Below are 21,368 nucleotides of genomic sequence, written 5' to 3'. Positions count from 1 at the left end.
AGGAGGTGTTATGAACTTAGTTCAGGACCCGTGGTTGCCTTTCCGATTACGTGATGGCAGTGAAAAAGTACTGCCCATTAATGCGATATGTGACCATGATGTTATGGACTTTGCTTTACCGAGAGCTGATTTTCAGGGAGCGGCTTGTCAATTCGCTATTGGCTTATTGCAAACTGTTTTTGCGCCGGAAGATCAATATCAATGGCATTCCCTGTATGAAACATCGCCTGATAAGAAAGCATTACAACAGGCTTTTGATAAAGCTGAACATGCTTTCAATATTACCGGTACAGGGCCCCTTTTTATGCAGGATTTTGATCCTCTGCGAAAGGTAAAATCAACCACTGTCGCTGGACTGTTAATTGAAGCGCCAGGAGCCAATGGTTTAAGACTGAATACTGATCATTTCATTAAGCGTGGCATTGGTGATGTGATGTCTCTTGAAATGGCCGCTTTGGCGCTTTTTACCTTACAAATTAACGCGCCATCGGGCGGGGTGGGACATCGGGTCGGGTTGCGGGGGGGAGGGCCATTAACTACGTTAATATTGCCAGGCCAGGCTGATGTAACACTATGGCAAAAACTGTGGTTAAACGTCATTAATCGAAATGGATGGCGTTATGTCGAACCTGATTTAACCAGTGCTCAGGTTTTTCCCTGGTTAGCGCCAACAAAAGCAAGTGTTAAGGAAGGAACGGAAATTTATTTTTCAGATGTTCATCCCTTACATATGTATTGGGCGATGCCAAGACGTATACGTTTTGTGGTGGAAGAGAAGGAACAGGTTTGTAAAATTTCAGGCAAGCATTCTGCATTAACTGTTTCTGAATATCGCACACAGAATTATGGTGGCAATTATTCAGGTGATTGGTTTCATCCATTAACGCCCTATAAATGGGACCCCAAAAAATCAGCGGAACATTTATCTGTTAAAGGTCAGCCAGGAGGCGTGACCTACAAAACTTGGGATACTTTGGTATTTAGCAATCATGAAAGAGGGCAACGCTGTGCGCCGGTAGTGAGCCATTTTTATTCTTTATGTCGTGATTTTGCTGAACTTCAAAGTGCCATGCCTTATTTGTGGGTGTTTGGCTACGATATGGATAATATGAAAGCACGTTGCTGGTATTCCGTTATCATGCCGCTGTTTTTTGTCTTACCTGAACAGCAGGAAGATATTCTGTGTCAAGTTAAAGATCTACAAAAGCTGGCAACCACAATAATTTGGTTATGCCGAAACCAAATAAAAGCTGCCTGGTTTGAAAAGCCCGCAGAGGTGAAAGGAGACACTTCTTTTATTGACCTTGCTTTTTGGCAACAAAGTGAATCGTTATTTTTTTCAGTGGTTCATCAAATTATCGACAATGCACGTTCGAATGATCCTTTTCTTACCCCGGAACAGGCCAAACATTGGCTCAATACTTTGCGTCATCTCTGTCTGGGTTTATTTGATGAACATGCTGCTTTATCTGAACTTGGTAATGAGCGTTCAATGGCGAAACGTATAAGAGCGCGTCAGCAGTTAATCATGGGGTTATATGGGCAAAAAGCTTTAAAAGAGATCAAAACATTTATTACCAATAATCATATTAACTCTGGCAAAGAGGAGGCGTAATGGACAGTAAGACTGAAATGATATTATTGCGTTGGTGGCAAAGTATGTTTCTGTCACCAAAGCAGTTAAAAGAGAAAGATATTATTCCAGTTCCTTCTACTTATAGAGCCCAGTTAAAGCGCTGTGAAAATGTTGAAATGGCGATGTTAACTGAAGGTTTTCGGGCTTTATGGCTCAGTTTACCTGACGAGATTAGTTTATCTGATAACCCGGTAAAAATAGAATATTGGGCTACGATGGCGGCGGTATTAGTTTATGTCAGAAACAACAATGGCATTAAATTGGCGGTCGCGGCGGGTAAGAAAGGGGGGGGGAATAAACCGGTTGTCAGTGAATTGCGATTCTCACAGTTACAAAATGCGAAAACACCGAACGAATTATTACGTCGATTACGTCGGATCCTACAGCAAGTAAAAGGCAATATTTCTGTTCTGGCTTTAGCTCAGGATATTGAGGAATGGTTTGCTGAATATGGACAATTACGGCCATGTAAAGCGAATAAACGTATCAATGTAAAGTGGGTGATGGATTATTACTGTGCTGCCAGTAGTAAATGGGTTGATTTATCAGATTCTTATTAATCAAATTTAGGAGAATGACTATGAGTCAGTTTATTCAATTACACCTATTAACCTCCTATGCACCATCTAATCTTAATCGTGATGATTTAGGCCGGCCTAAGACCGCGAAAATGGGTGGTTTTGAACGTTTACGTGTGAGTTCTCAAAGTTTGAAACGTCACTGGCGCACTTCTGAATTATTTGAGCAAGCGTTATCAGAGAATATTGGTATTCGCACAAAGCGCTTTGGTATCAAGGTATTTGAAGCCTTGATCAGTGCCGGCGTGAAAGAAAAATCAGCTAAGGCATTGGCTGCAAGTATTGCCGGTGTTTTTGGCAAAACTAAAAAAGATGCTTTAGAGACTGAACAATTGGCACATATCAGCCCGGCAGAGCAGCGGTCTGTCATGTCGCTGGTCGCTGTGCTGGCAGAAGAAGGCCGGGCACCAACATCGGAAGAGCTTAATCTGTTAAAAACTGAACAAACCGCTGTGGATATTGCTTTGTTTGGTCGAATGTTAGCTTCAAGCCCTGCATTTAACGTCGAAGCCGCTTGCCAGGTTGCTCATGCGATTAGTGTGCACAGTGTTGTCGTTGAAGATGATTATTTTACGGCGGTGGATGATTTAAATGATGGTAAGGAAGACACCGGTTCGGCCCATATAGGGGAATCGGGTTTTGCGGCTGCGTTGTTCTACAGTTATATCTGCATTAATAAAACGCAATTAATAGAGAATTTGGATGGTAACAAAGCACTTGCTAATAAAGCGATTAAAGCATTGACAGAAGCGGCGGTGAAAGTCTCGCCGACGGGTAAACAAAGTAGTTTTGCTTCCCGTGCTTATGCCAGTTTTGCTCTCGCTGAAAAAGGCGAACAACAACCGCGTTCTTTATCTGTCGCATTTTTAAAACCGATTCATGACAGTGACCAGGGCCCATCGGCAATTCATGCATTAGAAAGCCAAATGCACAATATTGATCTGGTTTACGGTACATGTGCCGATGCCCGCTATAAATTCAACACATTTACAGGGGAAGGAAGTTTGATCAAGCTGCTTGAGTTTGTTGTGCAGTAATGGGGGCATAATGAAAGCGTATTTAGTCTTTCGATTATATGGCCCGATGGCAAGTTGGGGCCAGCCTGCGGTTGGTGGGGAAAGGCCAACGGGATTATATCCTGGTCGCTCTGCGATTTTGGGGTTATTAGGGGCAGCGTTAGGTATTCGGCGGGATAATGAGTCTGAATTAACCAAATTACGAGAAAGTGTGTTGATTGCAATTAAGCAAGTTGTTCCCAGTTCTTTAATCCGTGATTACCATACGACGCAGGTACCAACCCACGAGAATAATGTGATTCATCAGAGCCGTAAAAGTGAATTAAGTTCAGATAAACTGAATACCATATTGTCTAATCGTGACTATCGTTGTGATGGTATTTGGATCGTTGCCATTGCATTAACCCGACATGCTTCTTTTACTCTGGAACAATTGCGGGATGCTTTACTTAAACCGGTATTTGTCTTGCATCTTGGACGTAAATCTTGCCCACCTGCTTTACCTCTCTGTCCTAAGTTAACTGAGAGAACGATATTAAAAGCGGCGTTGGATATCTCTTTTCCACCACTGATTCATTCTAATGAAGAAGATAAGTTATGGTTGGGAGCAAATGGTCTTGTTACTTATTTTTGGGAGGGAAAGAGAGATGAAATTATCTCTTCAAATATCTTAATAAGCCATCCTTGGGATGAGCCGATCAACCGGGGGCGTTGGCAATTCAGGCAACGTACTATGTATCAACTTTCTGTCGAGGAGGGTGTTAATGTATTTGTCTAAAATTACACTTCGGCAATCAGGCCAGACTGCAAACATATTGGCGAAGCTTGGTGCAAATGGAGTTTATACCTCTCATCAATTGCTATGGAAATTATTTTCGGAAGACGTACAGCGTCAATTTCTATTCCGGCAAGAAATCGGAATAATGGGATTACCTGTATTCTATGTTTTATCTAAAACATCACCTCAAATGCAGTCGCCATTGTTTGATGTTAAAACGAAATCATTTTACCCTCTGTTGCATGAGGGACAGCGTTTAGCTTTCAAATTACGTGTTAATCCAACAATCTGTGTTACCGATACTTCTGGAAAACGTCGACGTCATGATGTCTTGATGCATGCTAAATTTCAGGCAAGACGGCAAGGTGAAATTGAACAGGGAAAAATAAAGGTCATGATGGAGGATGCCGCCCGTAATTGGCTCCTGGATAATCGTCGTATGCAACAATGGGGTATCCAGTTTGATGATTTACTGAATATTGAAGGTTATACTCAGCATCGAAGCGTAAAAAAGAAGGGACAAAAAATCCAGTTCTCCAGTGTCGATTTTCAGGGGCTTCTGACGATTACCAATGGTGATTTATTCTTGGCACAGTATGCAAGAGGTTTTGGTCGATCTAAAGCGATGGGATGCGGATTGATGTTAATCAGAACAGTATAATGGTATTGACTTCATTTAAATCTATTTCTGTTGGGGATCGTAATATAATCGCCTTAAGGGGATTGATTGTTGAAGATAGTTCATTTGTGCTATTAGGTGTTCGTGTTATGCTTTGAAAGCAGGGTAAAAGGCGATATTGTTAATTAATGTATTCGTGCCGCGATATTCTGTCGCGTTGGGTGCAGTCGCTACTCTAAAAGTATTGATAAAATGATTACTGTGTTCCTCACATCTGTGGGGATAAACCCGAATTTTGGTATGCATTTAAACCAGGAAGAATATGCTCCCTTTGCTTAATGGGATAAATCGCTATAATTAACCATAAGAAGGTCGTGTTGGTGAATGTTCCTTGTGCCTACGGGGATGAACCTAACTCGATAAATCTTATCAATGAACGAATTTATATGTTCCCTGCATTGGCGGGGATAAACCGCGTCATGAGTGATGCTTTAGTAAATTCACTAAACGTTCCCTGTCATTACAGGGATGAACCTAGCAGTGCTCCAAATAGCATAAAAGCCAGGAATAAGTTCCTTGTAACCTGCGGGGATAAACCGGACAGTAACAGGGGCGTAATGGGTGGTAATCGGTGTTCCTTGTATCTACAGGGATAAGTTGTTTTGGATATTACCGCTAAAGGCAGTTAATAAAGTATCCCCGTTTACGGGGATGAACCGAACTGATACTGTTGTATATCTGGTTTGGAAAAACGTTCCCGGTATTTACTGGGATAAACCGAACAGTTAGCGGTTGAGTTAGCGGAAACATACATGTTCCCTGTTGCTACGGGGATAAACCGCTAAATACAGAGTCATTTTCGTCTGTTGTCACTGCGTTCCCTGCAACTTGAGGGGATGGACCGTCATCGGGGAGGGAAATTCCCGCAATAGTGCTGAAGTTCCTTGTATCTACGGGGATTAACCAGATTCTGGTTTTGTGGTGGTAGTAGAGTAAAAAGGTTCCCCGTGCTTGCGGGGATAACCCCGATAATAGAAACAATTTGGGCAACGAGTATGACATGTTTCCTGTACTTACGGGGATAGCGTAGTTGTGTGTTGTTCATTGAGCGCCTGCGAATAATCCTCACTGGTCAGGTTGCTAATGTCATCGCCGTTTTCTAAATGCGCTTTCAGCCAATGAATAATCTGTTCCACTAACCGCCCCTCTGGCTCATCCAGTTTTTCAGCTAATTCTCCGTGGTTTTCCCATAAATTATCACCAATCACAGATGCCATCCCTTTAAGGGCGTAATCGGAATGATGCCAGGCATGTAGTAAATGACTACCCAGAACGAAGGGTTGTTCATTGCCACCGTGACCACAATTTTCAGGACGGGAATACCACTGGGGCTCAGGTGCGTCGATCATTAACTCACTTACCGGTGTCAAAAATGCTGACCAATCGCTGATTATCATTGCCGGTAATAACTGACTGAGAATTCGGGGATCCATACTGCGTAAAATCATCTGCCTCTCCCGCAATATCACCTGTTGGCGTGAACGCCAGTGATTAAGCTGTTGGGGCCATAAATCCTCACTGCGGTAAGCCCAGCCCCAACTGTTATCACTCAGGGTATGGTTATCAAGCAGATGACCGATGACTGACAGATAGCCTGACTTGGGCTGAACCAGCCAGGGGCTTTGTGCTAACAGGTGATCCATCGGTGTACCGCTGTATAGCGGAAAAGCCTGTTCTACCCAGTTGTTTTTGTAAAAGCGACCGATTGGGTTAGGTTCTGCCAATGAATTGAGCATAAAGAAAACAGGCGGCTTATTAGGCGTGGTCAGCCATTGTTGCCAGTTTATGGAAGTGTTCATTTATCCTCCTGGTTATTGATAGTCAAATTAACGTCCCTCTGGGCTTGTAAGGCACAAATCGGTTTGACTGGAGATTTCACATCAGGCAGCGGTTCTACACCTTCTGGTAATTGCAGAGACAAACCACGTCCGACACCGGCAGCGCCTTGCCCGACGGATAAATTGGGGGAGGTTAGAATACCGCCGGGCGTTAACCGGATAAAATGGCCGCCGATTTTTAAGGTAATTTCTGACGCGGCTTCCAACACAATTTTACCGCCGCTTTTCAGGTGCGTTTCCTGACCGCTTTCAGCGATCAACGCCTCCCCGGTCTGTAAATGCTGACTGCCGGTGATACGGTGTGATACATCCCCATCGGTACTGTATTTACCGGAGCCGGCGATTTTCCGGTGGTCATCGGCATGGATTTCACTGTACCGGTTATTATCGATCCTTTGTTTATGGTCGTGTTTAATATGCCAGTAAGCATCGTGCTGAATATGGGCGGTCAGATCTCTCTGCCCGTGCAGATAAATCTCTTCCTGATCTTTGGCATCCTCAAACCGCAATTCGTTAAAACCGTCACCTTTGTGGGTCCGGGTTTTAAACGTGGTGCGGGTTTTCTCGGCGGGTAAATCCAGCGGGGGCCGGTTTAAGCCGTTGTAGGTGCAGCCGGTGACAATCGGCCGATCAATATCGCCGTTCAAATAGGAGATGATCACTTCCTGACCGATACGGGGAACCGCCATAAAACCGTAACCGCTGCCATTCCAGCCCTGTGCGAACCGGACCCAACAAGACGCGTTTTCATCGGCTTTATCATAACGATCCCAGTGAAAATGGACGCGAATACAACCCTCTTTGTTGACATAAATCTCTTCCCCTGCCGGGCCCACCACGGTCGCGACTTCATCACCATCCGCCAACGGTTTATAACGATAAAGCGCTCGCCAGTCCTTATAGCCGGAAATAAAACTGAATTCGTTATGCAGAGAAGTTCCTGAGCCGCCACCGGTTTCTTGCAGTGCCTGCGGACACTTGCCGTAATGGTGAATGGTCACGATTTGCCAGCGGGTGTTCATGGCATCAACCGGATGTTCGCTGAGATCAAAGATTTTACCGGGCATTAGTTTAAAACAGTTGCTTTGCCCGCTGCCGGACTGACGTTGATTCTGGACTGCCTGCTGACGGCGCTGGACAAACGGTTTCGCCTCCGCGTCTTTCTGAAAACGGCCGTAGCTTTCAAAAATTGAAAACAGGGTTTCTTGCCCCATAACACGCGGATCGACATTGGCCCGGTGTGTCAGGCGGTAAGCGGGATTTTGAGGATTTCGGTCCTTATAGATCACCCGTTGCGGGGTCATGGAGACACCCAGACGCACCTGATTAATCACATTCATTTCAGTGGCTAACTCTGCCTGAGGGTTGTAGACCAGCGGTAAATTGGCCGTCATGCCTAAGTGGCTGTCACTGAAAAACAATTTGTCGTCTTCAAACCAGAAATTCAGCCCTTCTTCGGCGACTAACCGGGCTAAAAAGTCATAATCGGACTCGCGCTTTTGCGTCACATACTCGCGTGTGTAATGAAACTCATTCAGTTGGGAATCGGCCAGAATATAGTGTTTTTTCAGTAAGCTGTTGAGGATTTCCGGTACGCTTTGCCGATGATAAATCCGGCTGTCCTGATTCAGGTTCATCCGCCAGAGCGCAGGCCGGACGGTGAGGTAATAAACGGTACGGTGAGTATGTGTGTCACCCAGTACAGCCTGTGCAATAATGCCGCTGACTTGGCGTTGCTCAACGCCGTTGAAAACCACCCGGAATTTCACCGACTGTAATAACAGTGATTCTAGGTCAATATCCGCCCGTTTACTGACCAGAGTTAAAGAGAGGGTAAACAGTTCGGATAATTCTTCCTGTAAAGAGAATTCCGCTACCGCAAATGTTTTCTCCGGCAAATCGGTAATCTGACAGAGAAAGTGTAACCCATCGTTCATAGGGACTCCTTATTTCGGGTGTTGATGTTTAGGTCAAGTCGTAATATGGCCTTGGTGACGTTATTTTATTTTCCAGTAATCAATGGAATCTCTGTTTAAATCAATTCTGCCATCAGGATATTCAACCCATTCACCTTTCCCGTCAGTCACGATGATCTTCGGCATTTTGGTTTCATCCAGCTTAGGATTAAAGGTAATTTTCCATTCCGCTCCTGGAGTTAATTTCAGCCGAAAAGGAAACAAACCCACCACACCCTGTAAGGAAATTCTTTTTGGCCGACCTTCAACTAGTTTCAACACAGGGTAAATAACCGGGTTGAAGTCTATCGTATTCAATGCACGAGTCTCAGAGGCTTCAGAATAATTTGTTCGCGCTGCATCGTTGATAAAGGCGGTTAGACCCGTTCCTCCATAGGGTATAGCATCTTTCACCAGGTGGCTAACATCGGCATAACCCACGGACACAAACGCCCGGTTGATTTTCCATTTACACCACCCTCCACCATTGAAAGGTAATTTCGCCTGAAAGTAACCTGTTTGCGGATCGGCTTTTATATCCAAGTCTAATTCATAATAAGTCGGTACTTTAAAAGGCGACATTCCTGCATCCAACTGATACTCAAGACAGTTTTTTGAGATATATTCCGCGGATACATACGGTTTTGTGTATTTCGGCACGATTCCTTCCACGGTAATCAACTGTTCTTTTTCAGCAGATGAAAAAGGAAAAAGCCAGTTGAAAAAGGTATCGCCTAACGCCCAGTAAATAAAATACAAAAGTAACAATAACAGCGTGATTTTTACTATTTTCATACTGAAAGTTCTTTTCCATCGCAATAATGTTGTAAGGCCAGTGTTCCTTGCTCCTCCTGCTGGCTCACGGTGAGTGATGTTATTAACTGTTTGTCCATATCCAGAAAATAGAGGTTACGGTAGTAAATATTATCAGGAATAAGCATCTTCTCATTATCCATTTTTGCCTTAAATTGACGCTGACTGTTCTGATAGACCGTAATCTTATCTGGTTCGCATAACTCTCTGAGCCGCTTATCAATATAACCGGCATATTTATACGAGCTATGATTAAAAAAGCCTAATCCTCCTTTTAAATCAGCACCTCTGTTCTCAACAAACAATTGGTCTTGTTCTTGTTGACTGAGCTGATTAAACAACGCATTTTGCTGTTCACCGGCCAGAGAAAAATCCTTTTCTGTTTCCTGGTTTAATTCAGGAATTAAATAGAGCTTTGTGGTGTTATTCAGTATTTCTTTAGCCACACCTGTTATAGGGGAGAGATTCCTGGCAGAAATCAGCCATTCCGGGCAACTGTTGGCTTGAAAGAAATGAACTACTTTACCATGATGTAAATAGATTTCTTTACTGGCTGTCGCAAGTTTAATGGCTTTAACCATCGGTGACGAAGACACTAGCTTCGCTATTTCCCAGTCATACCCTGCTGATGTCCAGTAATTGAAAAAAACATTATCCATATCCTGCTCAAATGGTATAGCAGGAACTATGTCATCTTCATTAACATGGCGATAGTGGATAATGGAAGACAACTCCTCTACCGCACTGCGGGTTAATGTTCTCGGCATTCCGTAACTGTAAAAACAAGGATTATATTCTTTCAGTTGTGCACTGTGCAGTAATGCCAGTGCGCCACCCAGACTATGCCCGCAAATAAATAACCGCTTGTTTTTCACCAAATCTAAGATATCGCTGAATACTGTCATAGTTTTGATTTTATTACTGGGAACTGTTAACCGTTCAACCAAGCTGAATGCTTCCCAGAACCCTTTATGCACTTTACCTCGGTGAATAAACTCGCTGCACAGGGCTTTCTCATCGTCGCAATTCAAACTTAACGGCTGAAAGGTAAAATCAGTCTGGTAATTCTCCAGACTAATTGTACCCCGCCAACTGACAAGAACATCACTGTTGCTAGCTACATAAAACAATCGGGTATCACCCTGTTTATCTGCCGTTTTTGAATCAATAAACTCCACCCGGGAATAACGTCCACTGAACGGCACATCATAAACCACAGGAGTGGCCGATGCTTTTTCCACCTTATAAGGCCGCTTCGAAACATCCACCATTTGCCGGTTAAAAAAGTGTTTCACAGAACCTTCAATATCAACATCCCCATCGGCATAGGCCAATACACTCATCAAACACTGGTTATAAGCATTCACAATGGAATACTCTTTTTGATAATGCAGCAGCAGAACCCAGGCCCGAAAAGGACATACTTCCAGTACATAACGTCGATTTAACGGGTGAACCTGATAGCCTTTTGGCTCCGGGTCTGGGAAATGATAGGGAGGCGGAATTTTTTTAGGATCATTCCAATCGTCTAGCGCCGGCACCCCATCACTGATCTGCCCAATGGTCACATAGCAATATTGATGACCTTCGGCTTCCGCTTTTGGCTTCACCATCGACGCTTCTTCACCGCGTATTTCCCGTAACGGGCGCTGTTCCATTTCATCCGCCAAGGGTTGAGCCGCGATATACAGTGTTACCGGATGGGGTAACAGCATCTCTTCCCTAAGCACCCCGAAACCATCAGTTACCCCCTGACGCACATAACCTGGGGTTCCACGACTGATCAGGCGATAAGGCATGTTGACCAGCGGCTTATCCTGTTCATCCACCAACTGAAATTCTACCCAGTTTTTCAAAAACCGCTTACAATCGAAACATAAACGCGGATCGGATATACCCATGGGTTTTATTTCCTTCTTTTAACATTAAATATAGGCCCGCAGCCCGAACATCATCTCTTGAAAGTCCCACAAGACTTCGCCTGTCTGACCATCAACTACCTTCATCATCAGAAACGCGCCCATGCTGATGAAAAAGGTCATCAGGCGTGTCACCACCAGGCAGAACTGATACATCTCCCCCTGATTGGTGAAACAATCCGGGTTCAGCGTCAGGATAAGCTGATGACCCCGCACAGGAACCCCCTTGTCGAGGCGATCTATCGGGATGTTCTCCAGCCGGACGATACCGCTAATATGGGCCTGGAGACGTCGGCTTAAGGCCTGATCAGGTGAAAAATCAAATATTTTCAGAAACTCTTGTAACGAGTGGGTTTGAAATATTATCCAGGGCGAGCCGGCAAAGCAGGAAATCAACGGCCAGGCTGATCTTTCCTCTATCATGGAAGGATAACAGGCGGAAACCGGGGTGATATTGCTGACCGTCAACCCGGTGGCACTTTCGCCCGACAGATTGATATCGCCGATACCCAGGTCAGCCGCCTGCGACTGATAGCCGGTAAACTGGCAAAAAATGGACTGCGACGGCAGGTTATTCGCCGCTTTACCATGACAGTCAAAGAAACGCAGCTGATAGCGGGTATGTTGCAAAATATCGCATTCCGTATTCAACTGATAATAATAGAGAAACTCCGCATCCGGCAGGAAATGAGAGGTTAGGGTAGATTGTTTCACCGGCAGATAGCGATAGGGCTGCCCACGTTCCAGTTTCGGCTCTGTCGATACGTAAACCTGATCCAGGCTGAACAGTCGTTTTGTCGGCTCTAATGGGATGTCATAATCGCTGATGCCACTATTCACCGGGATTGCCGCACTGGTCATCTGCTCCAGTTGTCTGACCGGTACGCAATCCAGCAGAAAGGTTTGGGCAATATCAGTCAGTTCCAGACTGCCTTCAAACCGCAAAATCAGCTCGAATGTCCGGTCAGCGTTCAACGTCACTGACGAACAACCCTCCTTGATATCAATCGTCACAAAATCATGCACATGCGGGAAATAGTAATATTCCATCATCAGTTGCAAAATGGAAAATGGTGAGTTTTCCCTGGCAGGAAGAATGGCCACCTGCCGCTCTGTCCCCCACCACGCCGATACCGGGTAGCTGTCACGCAGCGTGACGGTTTTGTCCTGCGTCCGTAACTGGATATCACAGAGATGAAAATCAAGCCATAAGGCTAATAGTGCCGCCTGCTCACGATCACGGCCCAAAAAGAAATGCAGCGGCTGACTTTGCCATTCCAGGGTATTACCCGAACAGCGCAGTTTTAACGTTATCTCACTGTACTCTGCGGTGGCGCTCAATTGCCGGTCAATCACCGTCAGGGGCTCAATATGCAGAGGACAACAGGTTTCAAAACGTATTTCCTGTTCGCCTTCGCCGGCAAAAACTGGCGTACCCGCCGGCAGAGTCGTCGCTCCCAGGTGATTACCTTCTTGCGGTGAAAATTGAACGAGACTCGTTGGCGGTAGCGGGCGCAGCGCTTGCGGCCAAATATGCGTTAGCATATTTAGCGTCACCTCAGGAAAATCATCCTCAATTTTGTGGCGAAGACGGGAAGCGAACAGGGAATAGACCTGTATTGCCCGTTCAGCGTCCGGATCACCGGCCCCTTCGGACAAAAAACCGGCTAAATGAGGGTGTTCTTTTCCGGCTTCCTGCGCCAGTTGCCGCATATAATTCAGTTCTTGCAGGAAAAGCGACATTCTTCTGTTCATCACACTCTGCCCTTATATATTTTTGACCTGAAAAAGTGTCTGCGAAGCGATCAACGTAGCGCCACAAGAGGTTTTCATGCCTTCCAGAGCAAGCCCCTGTTGATGGGTTCCCATTGCAGCCGAAGTGCCTTCCACAATAGTTTGATCTCCACCGCACTTTGGGCAGGACACCGGATCGTTAATCCGTGCCACCCCTTTACCCAGGATCTGGAAACTGTCATCACCCGCTAAAACAGAGCCGCCATGAGAGGTTTTATCCCCTTGTCGTATGATATTTTTCAGCATAAATATCCCGTCAGGAATTAAAATAATGGATCTCACCACCCTAAAAATAAGGTAGCAAAAATCCTATTACCACAGACAAAAAGCCCAGCTCTATGCCGTGAGTAATAATAAATTGAACGACAGGAAGACAGCAATGTTTTCCAATCGGTTAATCCCTTCGAATAAAGGGAACAGAAGTTGAAGTCCCTTTCATACTGTCTATCTGATGGAACTTGAATTAATAATTATTAAACTTTCATCAGATAGCAAGCGTTTTTTATAAATTTACAAAAATATAAGTTTGTAAGGAAATGTTACAAACTCAGTACGGATTCAATTATTTTCAATCTAATAAACTATAAAAAGGATAGCAACATACTATTTTATCAGAAAAGTAATCCACGATAGATAAAACAGTTTCTCATTCACTTAAATTCCGTCCAATTATCATTTTGGCAGAATAATACATTGATTTTTAATCAAAAAAATATACTTTCCCCAACCTGTTGTGATAACTAATAACGCCATCTGCTTAATTGTTTCACTAATAGCTCATTCTTCATTAAATACCGGGGGTAGGTAAGGATATTACCCTTTGATGATGACAGTAGAAACAGGAGTAAAAATTATCTACTATATTGACAAATAATAGCCGGCAGACGCCAGAAGTCGTGAAAGTTATCCTGTCGGTAAGCAGGATTCTGGGATTATCTCATTCATTTTCGTGGAGAGAAATACAGATAACCTGAGATGGGTTGCCGTGCAGAATACAATTGATACTGAAAGCAATGGCGGCTTGCAAGAAAAGTCATTGATGAAGCAAAAACAGATGCCAATGAATTCTCATCCCCGTGGACGCGAGGAACAGTATTTGAAGTCAATCGAATTATCACATCATTTATGGTTCATCTCCGTTGATTCGGAGAACATGTCATTCATCGTTCATATGGACTCCTTATTTCTGGTGTTAGTGTTTAGGTAAATGAGTCATGGCCTTGGTTAGGTTGGCACCTTATAAAGCGACATACCTGTATCAAGCTCATATTCAAGACAATCTTTTGAACTATATTCTGCCGACACATACGGTTTTGTGTATTTCGGCGCGACGCCTTCTACCGTGATCCACTGATTCTTTTTAGGAGGAGAAAGCGGCTCATTTGGGTCAGCACAACCTGATATTAATGTGATTAACAAAACTAATAAGCATTGCTTGATATTTATCATGGTCAGTTTTTCTCAATTCCTACAGTGTTATCCGTATAGCGTATTAAGGCTATATTTCCCCGTTTATTTTTCTGGAAGCTTTGATTTTGATGACGTTATTTTCCAGTAATCTATTGATTGCCGATTAAGGTCGATTCGGCCATTTGGATATTCAACCCATTCTCCTTTCCCGTCAGTCACGGTGATCTTCGGCATTTTGGTTTCATCCAGTTTAGGCTTAAAGGTAATTTTCCATTCCTCTCCTGGAGTTAATTCCAGCCGAAAAGGAAACAAACGCACCACACCCTGTAAGGAAATTCTTTTTGGCCTCCCTTCAACTAATTTCAACACAGGGTAAATAACCGGGCTGAAGTCTATAGTATTCAATGCACGAGTCTCAGAGGCTTCAGAATAATTTGTTCGCGCTGCATCGTTGATAAAGGCCGTTAGACCCGTTCCTCCATAGGGTATAGCATCTTTTACCAGGTGGCTGACATTGGTATAACTTACGGACACAAACGCCCGGTCAATTTTCCATTTACACCACCCTCCACCACTGAAGGGTAATTTAGCCTGAAAATGGCCGGTTTTTGGATCAGCTTTCACATCGAGACTTAATCCGTTATAGGTCGGTACCTTATGAGGGGACATCTGCGAATCAACCTCATAATCAAGACAAGTTTTTGATTTATACACAGCCGATATATACGGCTCGGTGTATTTCGGCGCAACACCCTCCACGGTTATCCATGGCCCCTTTCCCGCAGATGAAAAGGGAAAAAGCCAGTTAAAAAAGGTATCGCTAAAAGCCCAGTAAATAAAAGACAGCAATAACAATAACAACGAGACCTTTAATATTTTCATACTGGGAGTTCCTTACTATCGCAATAATGCTGTAAAGCCAGTTTCCCCTTCTCTGTTTGCTGACTAACGGCCAATGATGTTATTAACTGTTTGTCTATTTCCAGAAAACAGAGATTACGGTAGTAAATAGCATCTGGGATCAGCCTCTTATAAACATCCATTTTCTCCTTAAATTGACGTTGACTGTCCTGATAAACCGTCATTTTATCCGGTTCGCATAGCTCTTTAAGACGTGCATTAATATAACCGGCATATTTAGATGAAAAGTGGTTAAGAATACTTAATTTGTCTTTTAACTCAGGATTTTTATTTTCAGCAAACAGTTTATCCTTTTCTTGCGGGGTGAGCTGGTTAAACAGGGCGTTTTGCTGTTCACCTGCCTGCGCGAAAGAGTGTTCTGTTTCTTTATCCAGCTCAGGAATTAAATACAGCTTTGTCGTATTACTTAACATGTCCTCTGCACTTAATCTGGTTATCAACGAGACATTACTGGCGGCAATCAGCCATTCCGGGCAGGCACCGGCTTTTAAAAAATGAACCACTTTGCCATGATGCAGATAAATTTCTTTACTGGCTGTCGCTTGTTTAATGGCTTTAACAATCGGTGACGGAGAAACCAGCTTCATTATTTCCCAGTCATACCCCACCGGTGCCCAGTAATTGAAAAAACCATTATCCATATCTTTCTCAAAGGGCACCGAAGGAACAGGGTCATCTTCATTTACATGACGATAATGGGTAATGGAAGACAATTCCTCTACTGCACTGCGGGTTAATGTTCTCGGCATCCCGTAACTGTAGAGGCAAGGATTGTGTTCTTTCAGTTGTGCACTGTGCAGTAATGCCAGTGCGCCTCCCAAGCTGTGACCACAAATAAATAGCTTTTTTTCTTTAACCAAGTCCAGAATATCACTGAATACTATTATATTTTTATCACCGGGGACTTTCAGCTTTCCAACCAGATTGAATGCTTCCCAGAACCCTTTATGTACTTTGCCACAGTGAATAAACTCGCTGCATAGGGCTTTTTCATCGTCGCAACTCAAACTTAACGGCCGAAAGGTGATATCAGTCAGGACATTCTCCAGACTAATAGTGCCCCGCCAGCTGACAAGAACATCATTTTGACTGGCTACATAAAACAGTCGGGTATCACCCTGTTTATCTGCCGTTTTTGAATCAATAAACTCTACCCGGGTATAACGCTCACTGAACGGCACATCATAAACCACAGGAGTGGCTGATATTTTTTCCACCTTATAAGGCAGCTTCGAAATATCCACCATCTGCCGGTTAAAGAAATGAGTCACAGAACCTTCAACATCAACATCCCCACCGGCATAGGCCAGCACACTCATTAAACACTGGTTATGCGCATTGACAATGGAATACTCTTTTTGATGATGTAGTTGTAATACCCAAGCCCGAAACGGGCATATTTCCAGAACATGTCGGCAGTTTAGATGGCGGGAATAAAACCCTTTGGGTTCCGGATCCGGAAAATGATAGGGAGGTGGAATTTTTTTAGGATCATTCCAATCATCAATCTTCGGCAGCCCATCACTGATCTGCCCGATAGTCACATAGTGATAGTAATGGCCTTCCGCTTCCGCTTTCGGCTTCACCATCGACGCTTCCTCACCGCGTATTTCCCGCAACGGGCGCTGTTCCATTTCATCCGCTAACGATTGGGCGTGAATATACAAGGTCACAGGATAAGCTGACAGGTCTTCTTCCCTGAGCACCCCGAAACCATCCGTCGTCCCCTTGCGTACATGATTCGGTAGTCCCCGGCTTATCAGGCTATAAGGCACATTGATGAGCGGTTTTCCCTGCTCATCCACCAACTGAAATTCCACCCAGTGTTTCAAACGCCTGCAATCAAGACATTCACGCGGATCTAATTGACTCATCAGTGTTGTTTCCTCTGCTTGCTATTAAAGGTAGCAAAAATCCTATTACCACAGACAGAAAGCCCAGCTCTATGCCGTGAGTAATAAAAAATTGAACGACAGGAAGACAGCAATGTATTCCAATCGATTAATCCCTTTGAATAAAGGGAACAGAAGTTGAAATTCCCTTCATATTGTTCATATGATGTAAATTAAAGTAATAGTTATTAAATTTTCATCAGATAGCAAGCGTTTTTTATAAATTTACAAAAATATAAATTTGTAAGGAAATGTTACAAACTCAGTACGGATTCAATTATTTTCAATCTAATAAGCTATAAAAAGGACAGTAATATACTATTTTATCAGAAAAATAATCCACGATAGATAAAACAGTTTCTCATTCATTTAAATTCCGTCAAATTATCATTTTGGTAGAATAATACATTGATTTTTAATCAAAAAAATATACTTTCCCCAACCTGTTGTGATAACCAATAACGTTATCTATTTAATTGTTTCACTAATATCTCATTATTCATTAAATACCGGGGGTAAGTAAGGATATTACCCTTTGGTGATGACAGTAGAAACAGGAGTAAAAATTATCCACCCTCTTGAAATAAAATAGCCGGCAGACGCCGAAAGTCATCCTGTCGGTAATAAGGATTCTGAGGTTATCTCATGTATTTTCGTGGAGAGAAATACAGATAACCTGAGATTGGTTGCCGTGCATAGCACAATTTACGCTGAAAGCAATGGCGGCTTGTAAGAAAAGTCATCGATGAAGCAAAAACGGATGCCAATGAATTCTCATCCCCGTGGACGCGAGGAACAGTATTTGAAGTCAATCGAATTATCACATCATTTATGGTTCATCTCCGTTGATTCGGAGAACATGTCATTCATAATTCATATGGATTCCTTTATCGTAAATCTGATGAAGTATGAAAATGATAATAATAACCTATTCAGTAAAAAACAATCTGCGAGATATAAAAATCTTTTGTTGATCTAATGACGTCTCTTTCATGGTATTTTGATGAATCTGATTTATCTTTAATGATGATAGTAAAAACAATGAAAGTTATCGGCGATTTATACACTATTATTTAAGAAACTTTAACAATAGGTGAATTATGACATTATATGATATAAAACCAAAGTTTCAAAACTTACTCAGACCTTGGGTGATACGCCTTTATCAACGTGGTGTTACTGCTAATCAGGTGACGCTGTGTGCAATGATAACCTCGGTGATTGTAGGCGGAATTCTGGCATTTTTTCCTTATCCACATCTTTTTCTTCTCTTACCTCTTTTTCTATTTTTCCGTATGGCGCTTAATGCTATTGATGGCATGTTGGCAAGAGAGTTTAATCAGCAATCCCGATTGGGTGCCGTATTAAATGAAATAGGTGATATCGTGTCTGATTTTGCGTTATATTTACCTTTTGCTCTTTTAGCGAATACATCGCTTTGGTTAGTTATTTTTACTGTGATATTTGCCATATCTACTGAGTTTTGTGGTGTTGTTGCGCAGACCTTGACTGGTATACGCAGTTATAAAGGACCTCTAGGGAAAAGCGATCGGGCTTTCTTACTGGGTGTTTATGGGATATGTATCGCACTTTGGCCGCAATTATTGGTTCATTCCAATTATATTTTCATTGCAGCAATATTATTACTGTTCTGGACGTGCATTAATCGTTGTCGGGATGCGATTGGGCAGCCTAAACAAGAGGAATGACGATATATCTCTTTCACATCGCTATGGAAGGTATGACGCTGTGTAAAGTGCAGGTGCAGTTTGACTGGCAGTACTCTGAAAACACCACTGAAACTGCACTCGATACTGAATTATGTATCACCTATTCCGTGAGAAAAATAAGTTCAAATTAAGCACCAGTGTCCGTAGTAGTGATTCATCTGAAATTTTTCTCTGTGATGATAGGTTTATCCTATGATTAGGCTTCGTAGTTCCATAAGGGATAGTGACGGTCTCGTGACCAGCGATAATAGAGCGCTAAAAAGGCATTAATATTGTCCGGATAGAATTGCTCTGGGTCGAAATGTTCATTTTCAGGCAAACCAAGCGATTCATTTATCCATTGTAGTGTTTCTTCATATTCTTCATGGTCAGGATCATTAAGTATTTCTATTTGGTTTTCATAGCCATAAATACCACCGGTATCTTCAAGAGGACATGCGCGGGCACCATCCAGACAGTAAAAAGGCAGCGGAAGATCATTCTCAGGATAATGACTGTTTTCTAAAACAATTTCATGTTCCCAGTTATCGCCAAAATCATAGAGATAGGTAAACGCTCGACCTTTTTGTTTAATCAGATCAACCAAGCGATATAAACATTCTTCCTTGCTATCAGACGGGCTTTCTGGCATTTCTGTTAGTCGCAGTTTGCCAATACGAAATTCATGTAGATGGCTATCTTGCCATCCCATAACAATTTGTATCACATCATGCAGCCTGTCGAGTGAAATAGAGGCGGGAACGACAAATTGTCGCCAGATAGCGGGTTGTGAGTCTGTAAGCGTTATTTTTAACTGATAGAATTTCTCGTTCATTACTAATCTCCTATAGTTGTAGGATTATTCTTTCAATGTGTTCCATCTGTTGTCAATATTTCGTTGAATTTCTCTGGCTAAAATTGCTGGAATACCAACATGTTCTGCTTCTGTATGAAAATCTTTGGCTATGTCATAAATTTCAGCGGCTATATTCATAATCGCTTTTGCGCCTGCTAACCCGGCCTGACCTGCCATTAATCCCATTGTCTGTTTTGTTATTTTCGAGCCATAGCCATTGAAAGCTGTCATATGTTCATTATAGCGTGATGGACTATACATAATGTCGTAGAAAGGGGAAATACGCCAGTTATCATTATCGTCGGCCAGGAAAGCGAAGTTCTTTGCATGGTCATCTTGGTTTATCATCAGATAGTTAAATATGGCTCTGTAGAGAAATTTCTTGGCTTCATTAGTGTTACATAACATTCGGGTCGCTTTGATCAATTCGATATAATCCAGCGAAGGTTCTCTGAAAGGAGCATCCAGTAACCCGCAAGCAGAAATCATATGAAAACGCCCTTGTTCACCTATACAGTCAAAACGGGATTGCTGTAACCAATATTGCCCATTCCCGGCATCAAATAACTCAAAATCGGAAACTTCAATATTTACGCGTTCTGCTATTTTCATATAGATATATTCAACAAGGCTTTCATGATGCCCTAGCGCAAATTTTTCTGAGGTCAATTTGATAATCAGTTTTTCGCCAATAGCATCTTGTTTTGTGGTAAAAGTCCCATTTGCCAGTTTGGTTACATTAAGTTTTGGTCTTGCACCACCTGAACTCCCTGCGTTCATTAGGTGTGCTATTAGGTGAGATTCCGTTCCTTCAAATTCTTTAACGGCTTCTGTACCTAATGTAATGAGTTCTATATCTTGATATTTGTCTCTGTTTTCAATTTGTATTTCAGGCTCATAGGATAAAGCGCCAGGGCCACGATTGCCGATAAACGCCAGTCTTTCCAATGCTGTGATATTTTGGGGAATATAACCATTTTGGCGGAAAACGCGATTCATCAAATATAATCCCCATCCATCGGGCAAGCTATCACCAAAAACGCCATGTAATCCGTAGTGAGGTTGATAGGGTGCTTTTTGCAATGAATCATCGTACTCGAGATTAAATGGAGCAATAGAGCTTTTATGTGCTGATAAATAATTATCATCGTATTGAAAGTAAACTCCGCTGCTGTTTTCAGCTAATTTACCGACGTTCTCCACGTTTCCATTACTGAATCTGCGCTTTACCAGTAAAGGGATATTAAGCATGTTTTAAAACCTCTTCGATACTTTGGGGATGGGGTTTTATTTTGGTTATCTGATGAATATCATTGAGATTGCACAGTGCATCATAAAGCATTAAGAATTGTCTTAAAGAGATATTACCTGTTGCTTCAAACTTTCGAATCGTACTGTTAGGGACACCGGAATGTTGCGCTAGTGCCTCAATGGATAACTTACGGTTTTTGCGAACTTTCTTCAGATATGTCTTAAACGCAATCTGAGTGTCGTATGGGGTATTTAGTGATAGCATTTCAGCACCTATTGAATTGGAAATATTGCTACTATGATAGCAAAAATAGGGTATTTTT

At 42.8% G+C, this 21,368-nt stretch carries 17 protein-coding genes and 1 pseudogene; 6 read left to right on the top strand and 12 right to left on the bottom strand.

Annotated features, from left to right (window positions below; translation table 11 throughout):
- The first annotated feature begins 10 nt into the window (after nucleotides 1-10).
- The 5 genes from casA to cas6e are packed head-to-tail and all read left to right on the top strand — an operon-like array spanning nucleotide 11 to nucleotide 4,669.
- A complete protein-coding gene (gene casA / locus ACGF63_RS07765) occupies nucleotides 11-1,615 on the top strand; it encodes a type I-E CRISPR-associated protein Cse1/CasA (protein WP_036849651.1) in 1,605 nt (534 codons plus the stop codon).
- On the top strand, nucleotides 1,615-2,196 hold the full coding sequence (gene casB / locus ACGF63_RS07760) for a type I-E CRISPR-associated protein Cse2/CasB (RefSeq protein WP_036849652.1): 582 nt from the start codon (nucleotides 1,615-1,617) through the stop codon (nucleotides 2,194-2,196). Before casA ends, casB begins: the two co-directional genes overlap by 1 nt.
- A 20-nt stretch (nucleotides 2,197-2,216) precedes the next feature.
- Nucleotides 2,217-3,251, top strand: a complete 1,035-nt coding sequence (gene cas7e, locus ACGF63_RS07755) for a type I-E CRISPR-associated protein Cas7/Cse4/CasC (protein ID WP_036849653.1) — start codon at nucleotides 2,217-2,219, stop codon at nucleotides 3,249-3,251.
- A gap of 10 nt (nucleotides 3,252-3,261) precedes the next feature.
- Nucleotides 3,262-4,008, top strand: a complete 747-nt coding sequence (gene cas5e, locus ACGF63_RS07750) for a type I-E CRISPR-associated protein Cas5/CasD (protein WP_036849654.1) — start codon at nucleotides 3,262-3,264, stop codon at nucleotides 4,006-4,008.
- On the top strand, nucleotides 3,995-4,669 hold the full coding sequence (cas6e, locus tag ACGF63_RS07745) for a type I-E CRISPR-associated protein Cas6/Cse3/CasE (protein WP_152963164.1): 675 nt from the start codon (nucleotides 3,995-3,997) through the stop codon (nucleotides 4,667-4,669). The genes cas5e and cas6e overlap by 14 nt, the downstream gene beginning before the upstream one ends.
- Nucleotides 4,670-5,700: 1,031 nt before the next feature.
- Here the strand turns inward: cas6e and ACGF63_RS07740 are convergent.
- The 9 genes and pseudogenes from ACGF63_RS07740 to ACGF63_RS07700 form a co-directional block, all read right to left on the bottom strand.
- A complete protein-coding gene (locus ACGF63_RS07740; protein ID WP_152963163.1) occupies nucleotides 5,701-6,486 on the bottom strand; it encodes a DUF4123 domain-containing protein in 786 nt (261 codons plus the stop codon).
- Complete coding sequence (locus tag ACGF63_RS07735) at nucleotides 6,483-8,462, bottom strand: type VI secretion system Vgr family protein (protein WP_387629899.1); 1,980 nt, start codon at nucleotides 8,460-8,462, stop codon at nucleotides 6,483-6,485. The genes ACGF63_RS07740 and ACGF63_RS07735 overlap by 4 nt, the downstream gene beginning before the upstream one ends.
- 60 nt (nucleotides 8,463-8,522) lie before the next feature.
- Nucleotides 8,523-9,275: a hypothetical protein gene (locus tag ACGF63_RS07730; protein ID WP_387629896.1), complete on the bottom strand. Its 753-nt coding sequence runs from the start codon at nucleotides 9,273-9,275 to the stop codon at nucleotides 8,523-8,525.
- Nucleotides 9,272-11,194: a lipase family protein gene (locus ACGF63_RS07725; RefSeq protein WP_387629894.1), complete on the bottom strand. Its 1,923-nt coding sequence runs from the start codon at nucleotides 11,192-11,194 to the stop codon at nucleotides 9,272-9,274. Before ACGF63_RS07725 ends, ACGF63_RS07730 begins: the two co-directional genes overlap by 4 nt.
- A gap of 24 nt (nucleotides 11,195-11,218) precedes the next feature.
- Nucleotides 11,219-12,967, bottom strand: a complete 1,749-nt coding sequence (locus ACGF63_RS07720) for a type VI secretion system baseplate subunit TssF (RefSeq protein ID WP_387629892.1) — start codon at nucleotides 12,965-12,967, stop codon at nucleotides 11,219-11,221.
- Between the two features lie 12 nt (nucleotides 12,968-12,979).
- Entirely contained in the window at nucleotides 12,980-13,252 is a 273-nt protein-coding gene (locus ACGF63_RS07715; protein ID WP_152963158.1) for a PAAR domain-containing protein, read from the bottom strand.
- A gap of 981 nt (nucleotides 13,253-14,233) precedes the next feature.
- Nucleotides 14,234-14,455 (bottom strand): annotated as a pseudogene (locus tag ACGF63_RS07710) (hypothetical protein); the annotation flags it as partial.
- Between the two features lie 63 nt (nucleotides 14,456-14,518).
- Nucleotides 14,519-15,298: a hypothetical protein gene (locus ACGF63_RS07705; RefSeq protein ID WP_152963157.1), complete on the bottom strand. Its 780-nt coding sequence runs from the start codon at nucleotides 15,296-15,298 to the stop codon at nucleotides 14,519-14,521.
- Nucleotides 15,295-17,211, bottom strand: a complete 1,917-nt coding sequence (locus ACGF63_RS07700; RefSeq protein WP_152963156.1) for a lipase family protein — start codon at nucleotides 17,209-17,211, stop codon at nucleotides 15,295-15,297. Before ACGF63_RS07700 ends, ACGF63_RS07705 begins: the two co-directional genes overlap by 4 nt.
- Nucleotides 17,212-18,329: 1,118 nt before the next feature.
- On the opposite strand from ACGF63_RS07700, the gene ACGF63_RS07695 reads away from it, so the two are divergent.
- The gene (locus ACGF63_RS07695; protein ID WP_387629887.1) at nucleotides 18,330-18,938 is read left to right on the top strand and encodes a CDP-alcohol phosphatidyltransferase family protein; all 609 of its coding nucleotides are present in this window, start codon (nucleotides 18,330-18,332) and stop codon (nucleotides 18,936-18,938) included.
- 217 nt (nucleotides 18,939-19,155) lie between these two features.
- Here ACGF63_RS07695 and ACGF63_RS07690 read toward each other — a convergent pair whose 3' ends face one another.
- Genes ACGF63_RS07690 through ACGF63_RS07680 form a run of 3 tightly spaced genes read right to left on the bottom strand, consistent with a single transcriptional unit; the run spans nucleotide 19,156 to nucleotide 21,310 of the window.
- Nucleotides 19,156-19,773, bottom strand: a complete 618-nt coding sequence (locus ACGF63_RS07690; protein ID WP_036849663.1) for a plasmid pRiA4b ORF-3 family protein — start codon at nucleotides 19,771-19,773, stop codon at nucleotides 19,156-19,158.
- A 24-nt stretch (nucleotides 19,774-19,797) separates the two neighbouring features.
- Nucleotides 19,798-21,045, bottom strand: a complete 1,248-nt coding sequence (locus tag ACGF63_RS07685) for a type II toxin-antitoxin system HipA family toxin (RefSeq protein ID WP_387629885.1) — start codon at nucleotides 21,043-21,045, stop codon at nucleotides 19,798-19,800.
- On the bottom strand, nucleotides 21,038-21,310 hold the full coding sequence (locus tag ACGF63_RS07680) for a helix-turn-helix domain-containing protein (protein ID WP_036849665.1): 273 nt from the start codon (nucleotides 21,308-21,310) through the stop codon (nucleotides 21,038-21,040). Before ACGF63_RS07680 ends, ACGF63_RS07685 begins: the two co-directional genes overlap by 8 nt.
- Between the last annotated feature and the right edge of the window lie 58 nt (nucleotides 21,311-21,368).

This window comes from Photorhabdus sp. RM322S, assembly GCF_042879395.1.
In the GTDB taxonomy this organism is placed as follows: Bacteria; Pseudomonadota; Gammaproteobacteria; order Enterobacterales; family Enterobacteriaceae; genus Photorhabdus; species Photorhabdus khanii.
Note: the sequence above shows the minus strand (reverse complement) of the source record. Positions and strands in the feature narration are given on the sequence as shown.

Coding starts and splice junctions, on each gene's coding strand:
- casA (WP_036849651.1), top strand. CDS start 11: ATGAACTTAGTTCAGGACCCGTGGTTGCCTTTCCGATTACGTGATGGC.
- casB (WP_036849652.1), top strand. CDS start 1,615: ATGGACAGTAAGACTGAAATGATATTATTGCGTTGGTGGCAAAGTATG.
- cas7e (WP_036849653.1), top strand. CDS start 2,217: ATGAGTCAGTTTATTCAATTACACCTATTAACCTCCTATGCACCATCT.
- cas5e (WP_036849654.1), top strand. CDS start 3,262: ATGAAAGCGTATTTAGTCTTTCGATTATATGGCCCGATGGCAAGTTGG.
- cas6e (WP_152963164.1), top strand. CDS start 3,995: ATGTATTTGTCTAAAATTACACTTCGGCAATCAGGCCAGACTGCAAAC.
- ACGF63_RS07740 (WP_152963163.1), bottom strand. CDS start 6,486: ATGAACACTTCCATAAACTGGCAACAATGGCTGACCACGCCTAATAAG.
- ACGF63_RS07735 (WP_387629899.1), bottom strand. CDS start 8,462: ATGAACGATGGGTTACACTTTCTCTGTCAGATTACCGATTTGCCGGAG.
- ACGF63_RS07730 (WP_387629896.1), bottom strand. CDS start 9,275: ATGAAAATAGTAAAAATCACGCTGTTATTGTTACTTTTGTATTTTATT.
- ACGF63_RS07725 (WP_387629894.1), bottom strand. CDS start 11,194: ATGGGTATATCCGATCCGCGTTTATGTTTCGATTGTAAGCGGTTTTTG.
- ACGF63_RS07720 (WP_387629892.1), bottom strand. CDS start 12,967: ATGAACAGAAGAATGTCGCTTTTCCTGCAAGAACTGAATTATATGCGG.
- ACGF63_RS07715 (WP_152963158.1), bottom strand. CDS start 13,252: ATGCTGAAAAATATCATACGACAAGGGGATAAAACCTCTCATGGCGGC.
- ACGF63_RS07705 (WP_152963157.1), bottom strand. CDS start 15,298: ATGAAAATATTAAAGGTCTCGTTGTTATTGTTATTGCTGTCTTTTATT.
- ACGF63_RS07700 (WP_152963156.1), bottom strand. CDS start 17,211: ATGAGTCAATTAGATCCGCGTGAATGTCTTGATTGCAGGCGTTTGAAA.
- ACGF63_RS07695 (WP_387629887.1), top strand. CDS start 18,330: ATGACATTATATGATATAAAACCAAAGTTTCAAAACTTACTCAGACCT.
- ACGF63_RS07690 (WP_036849663.1), bottom strand. CDS start 19,773: ATGAACGAGAAATTCTATCAGTTAAAAATAACGCTTACAGACTCACAA.
- ACGF63_RS07685 (WP_387629885.1), bottom strand. CDS start 21,045: ATGCTTAATATCCCTTTACTGGTAAAGCGCAGATTCAGTAATGGAAAC.
- ACGF63_RS07680 (WP_036849665.1), bottom strand. CDS start 21,310: ATGCTATCACTAAATACCCCATACGACACTCAGATTGCGTTTAAGACA.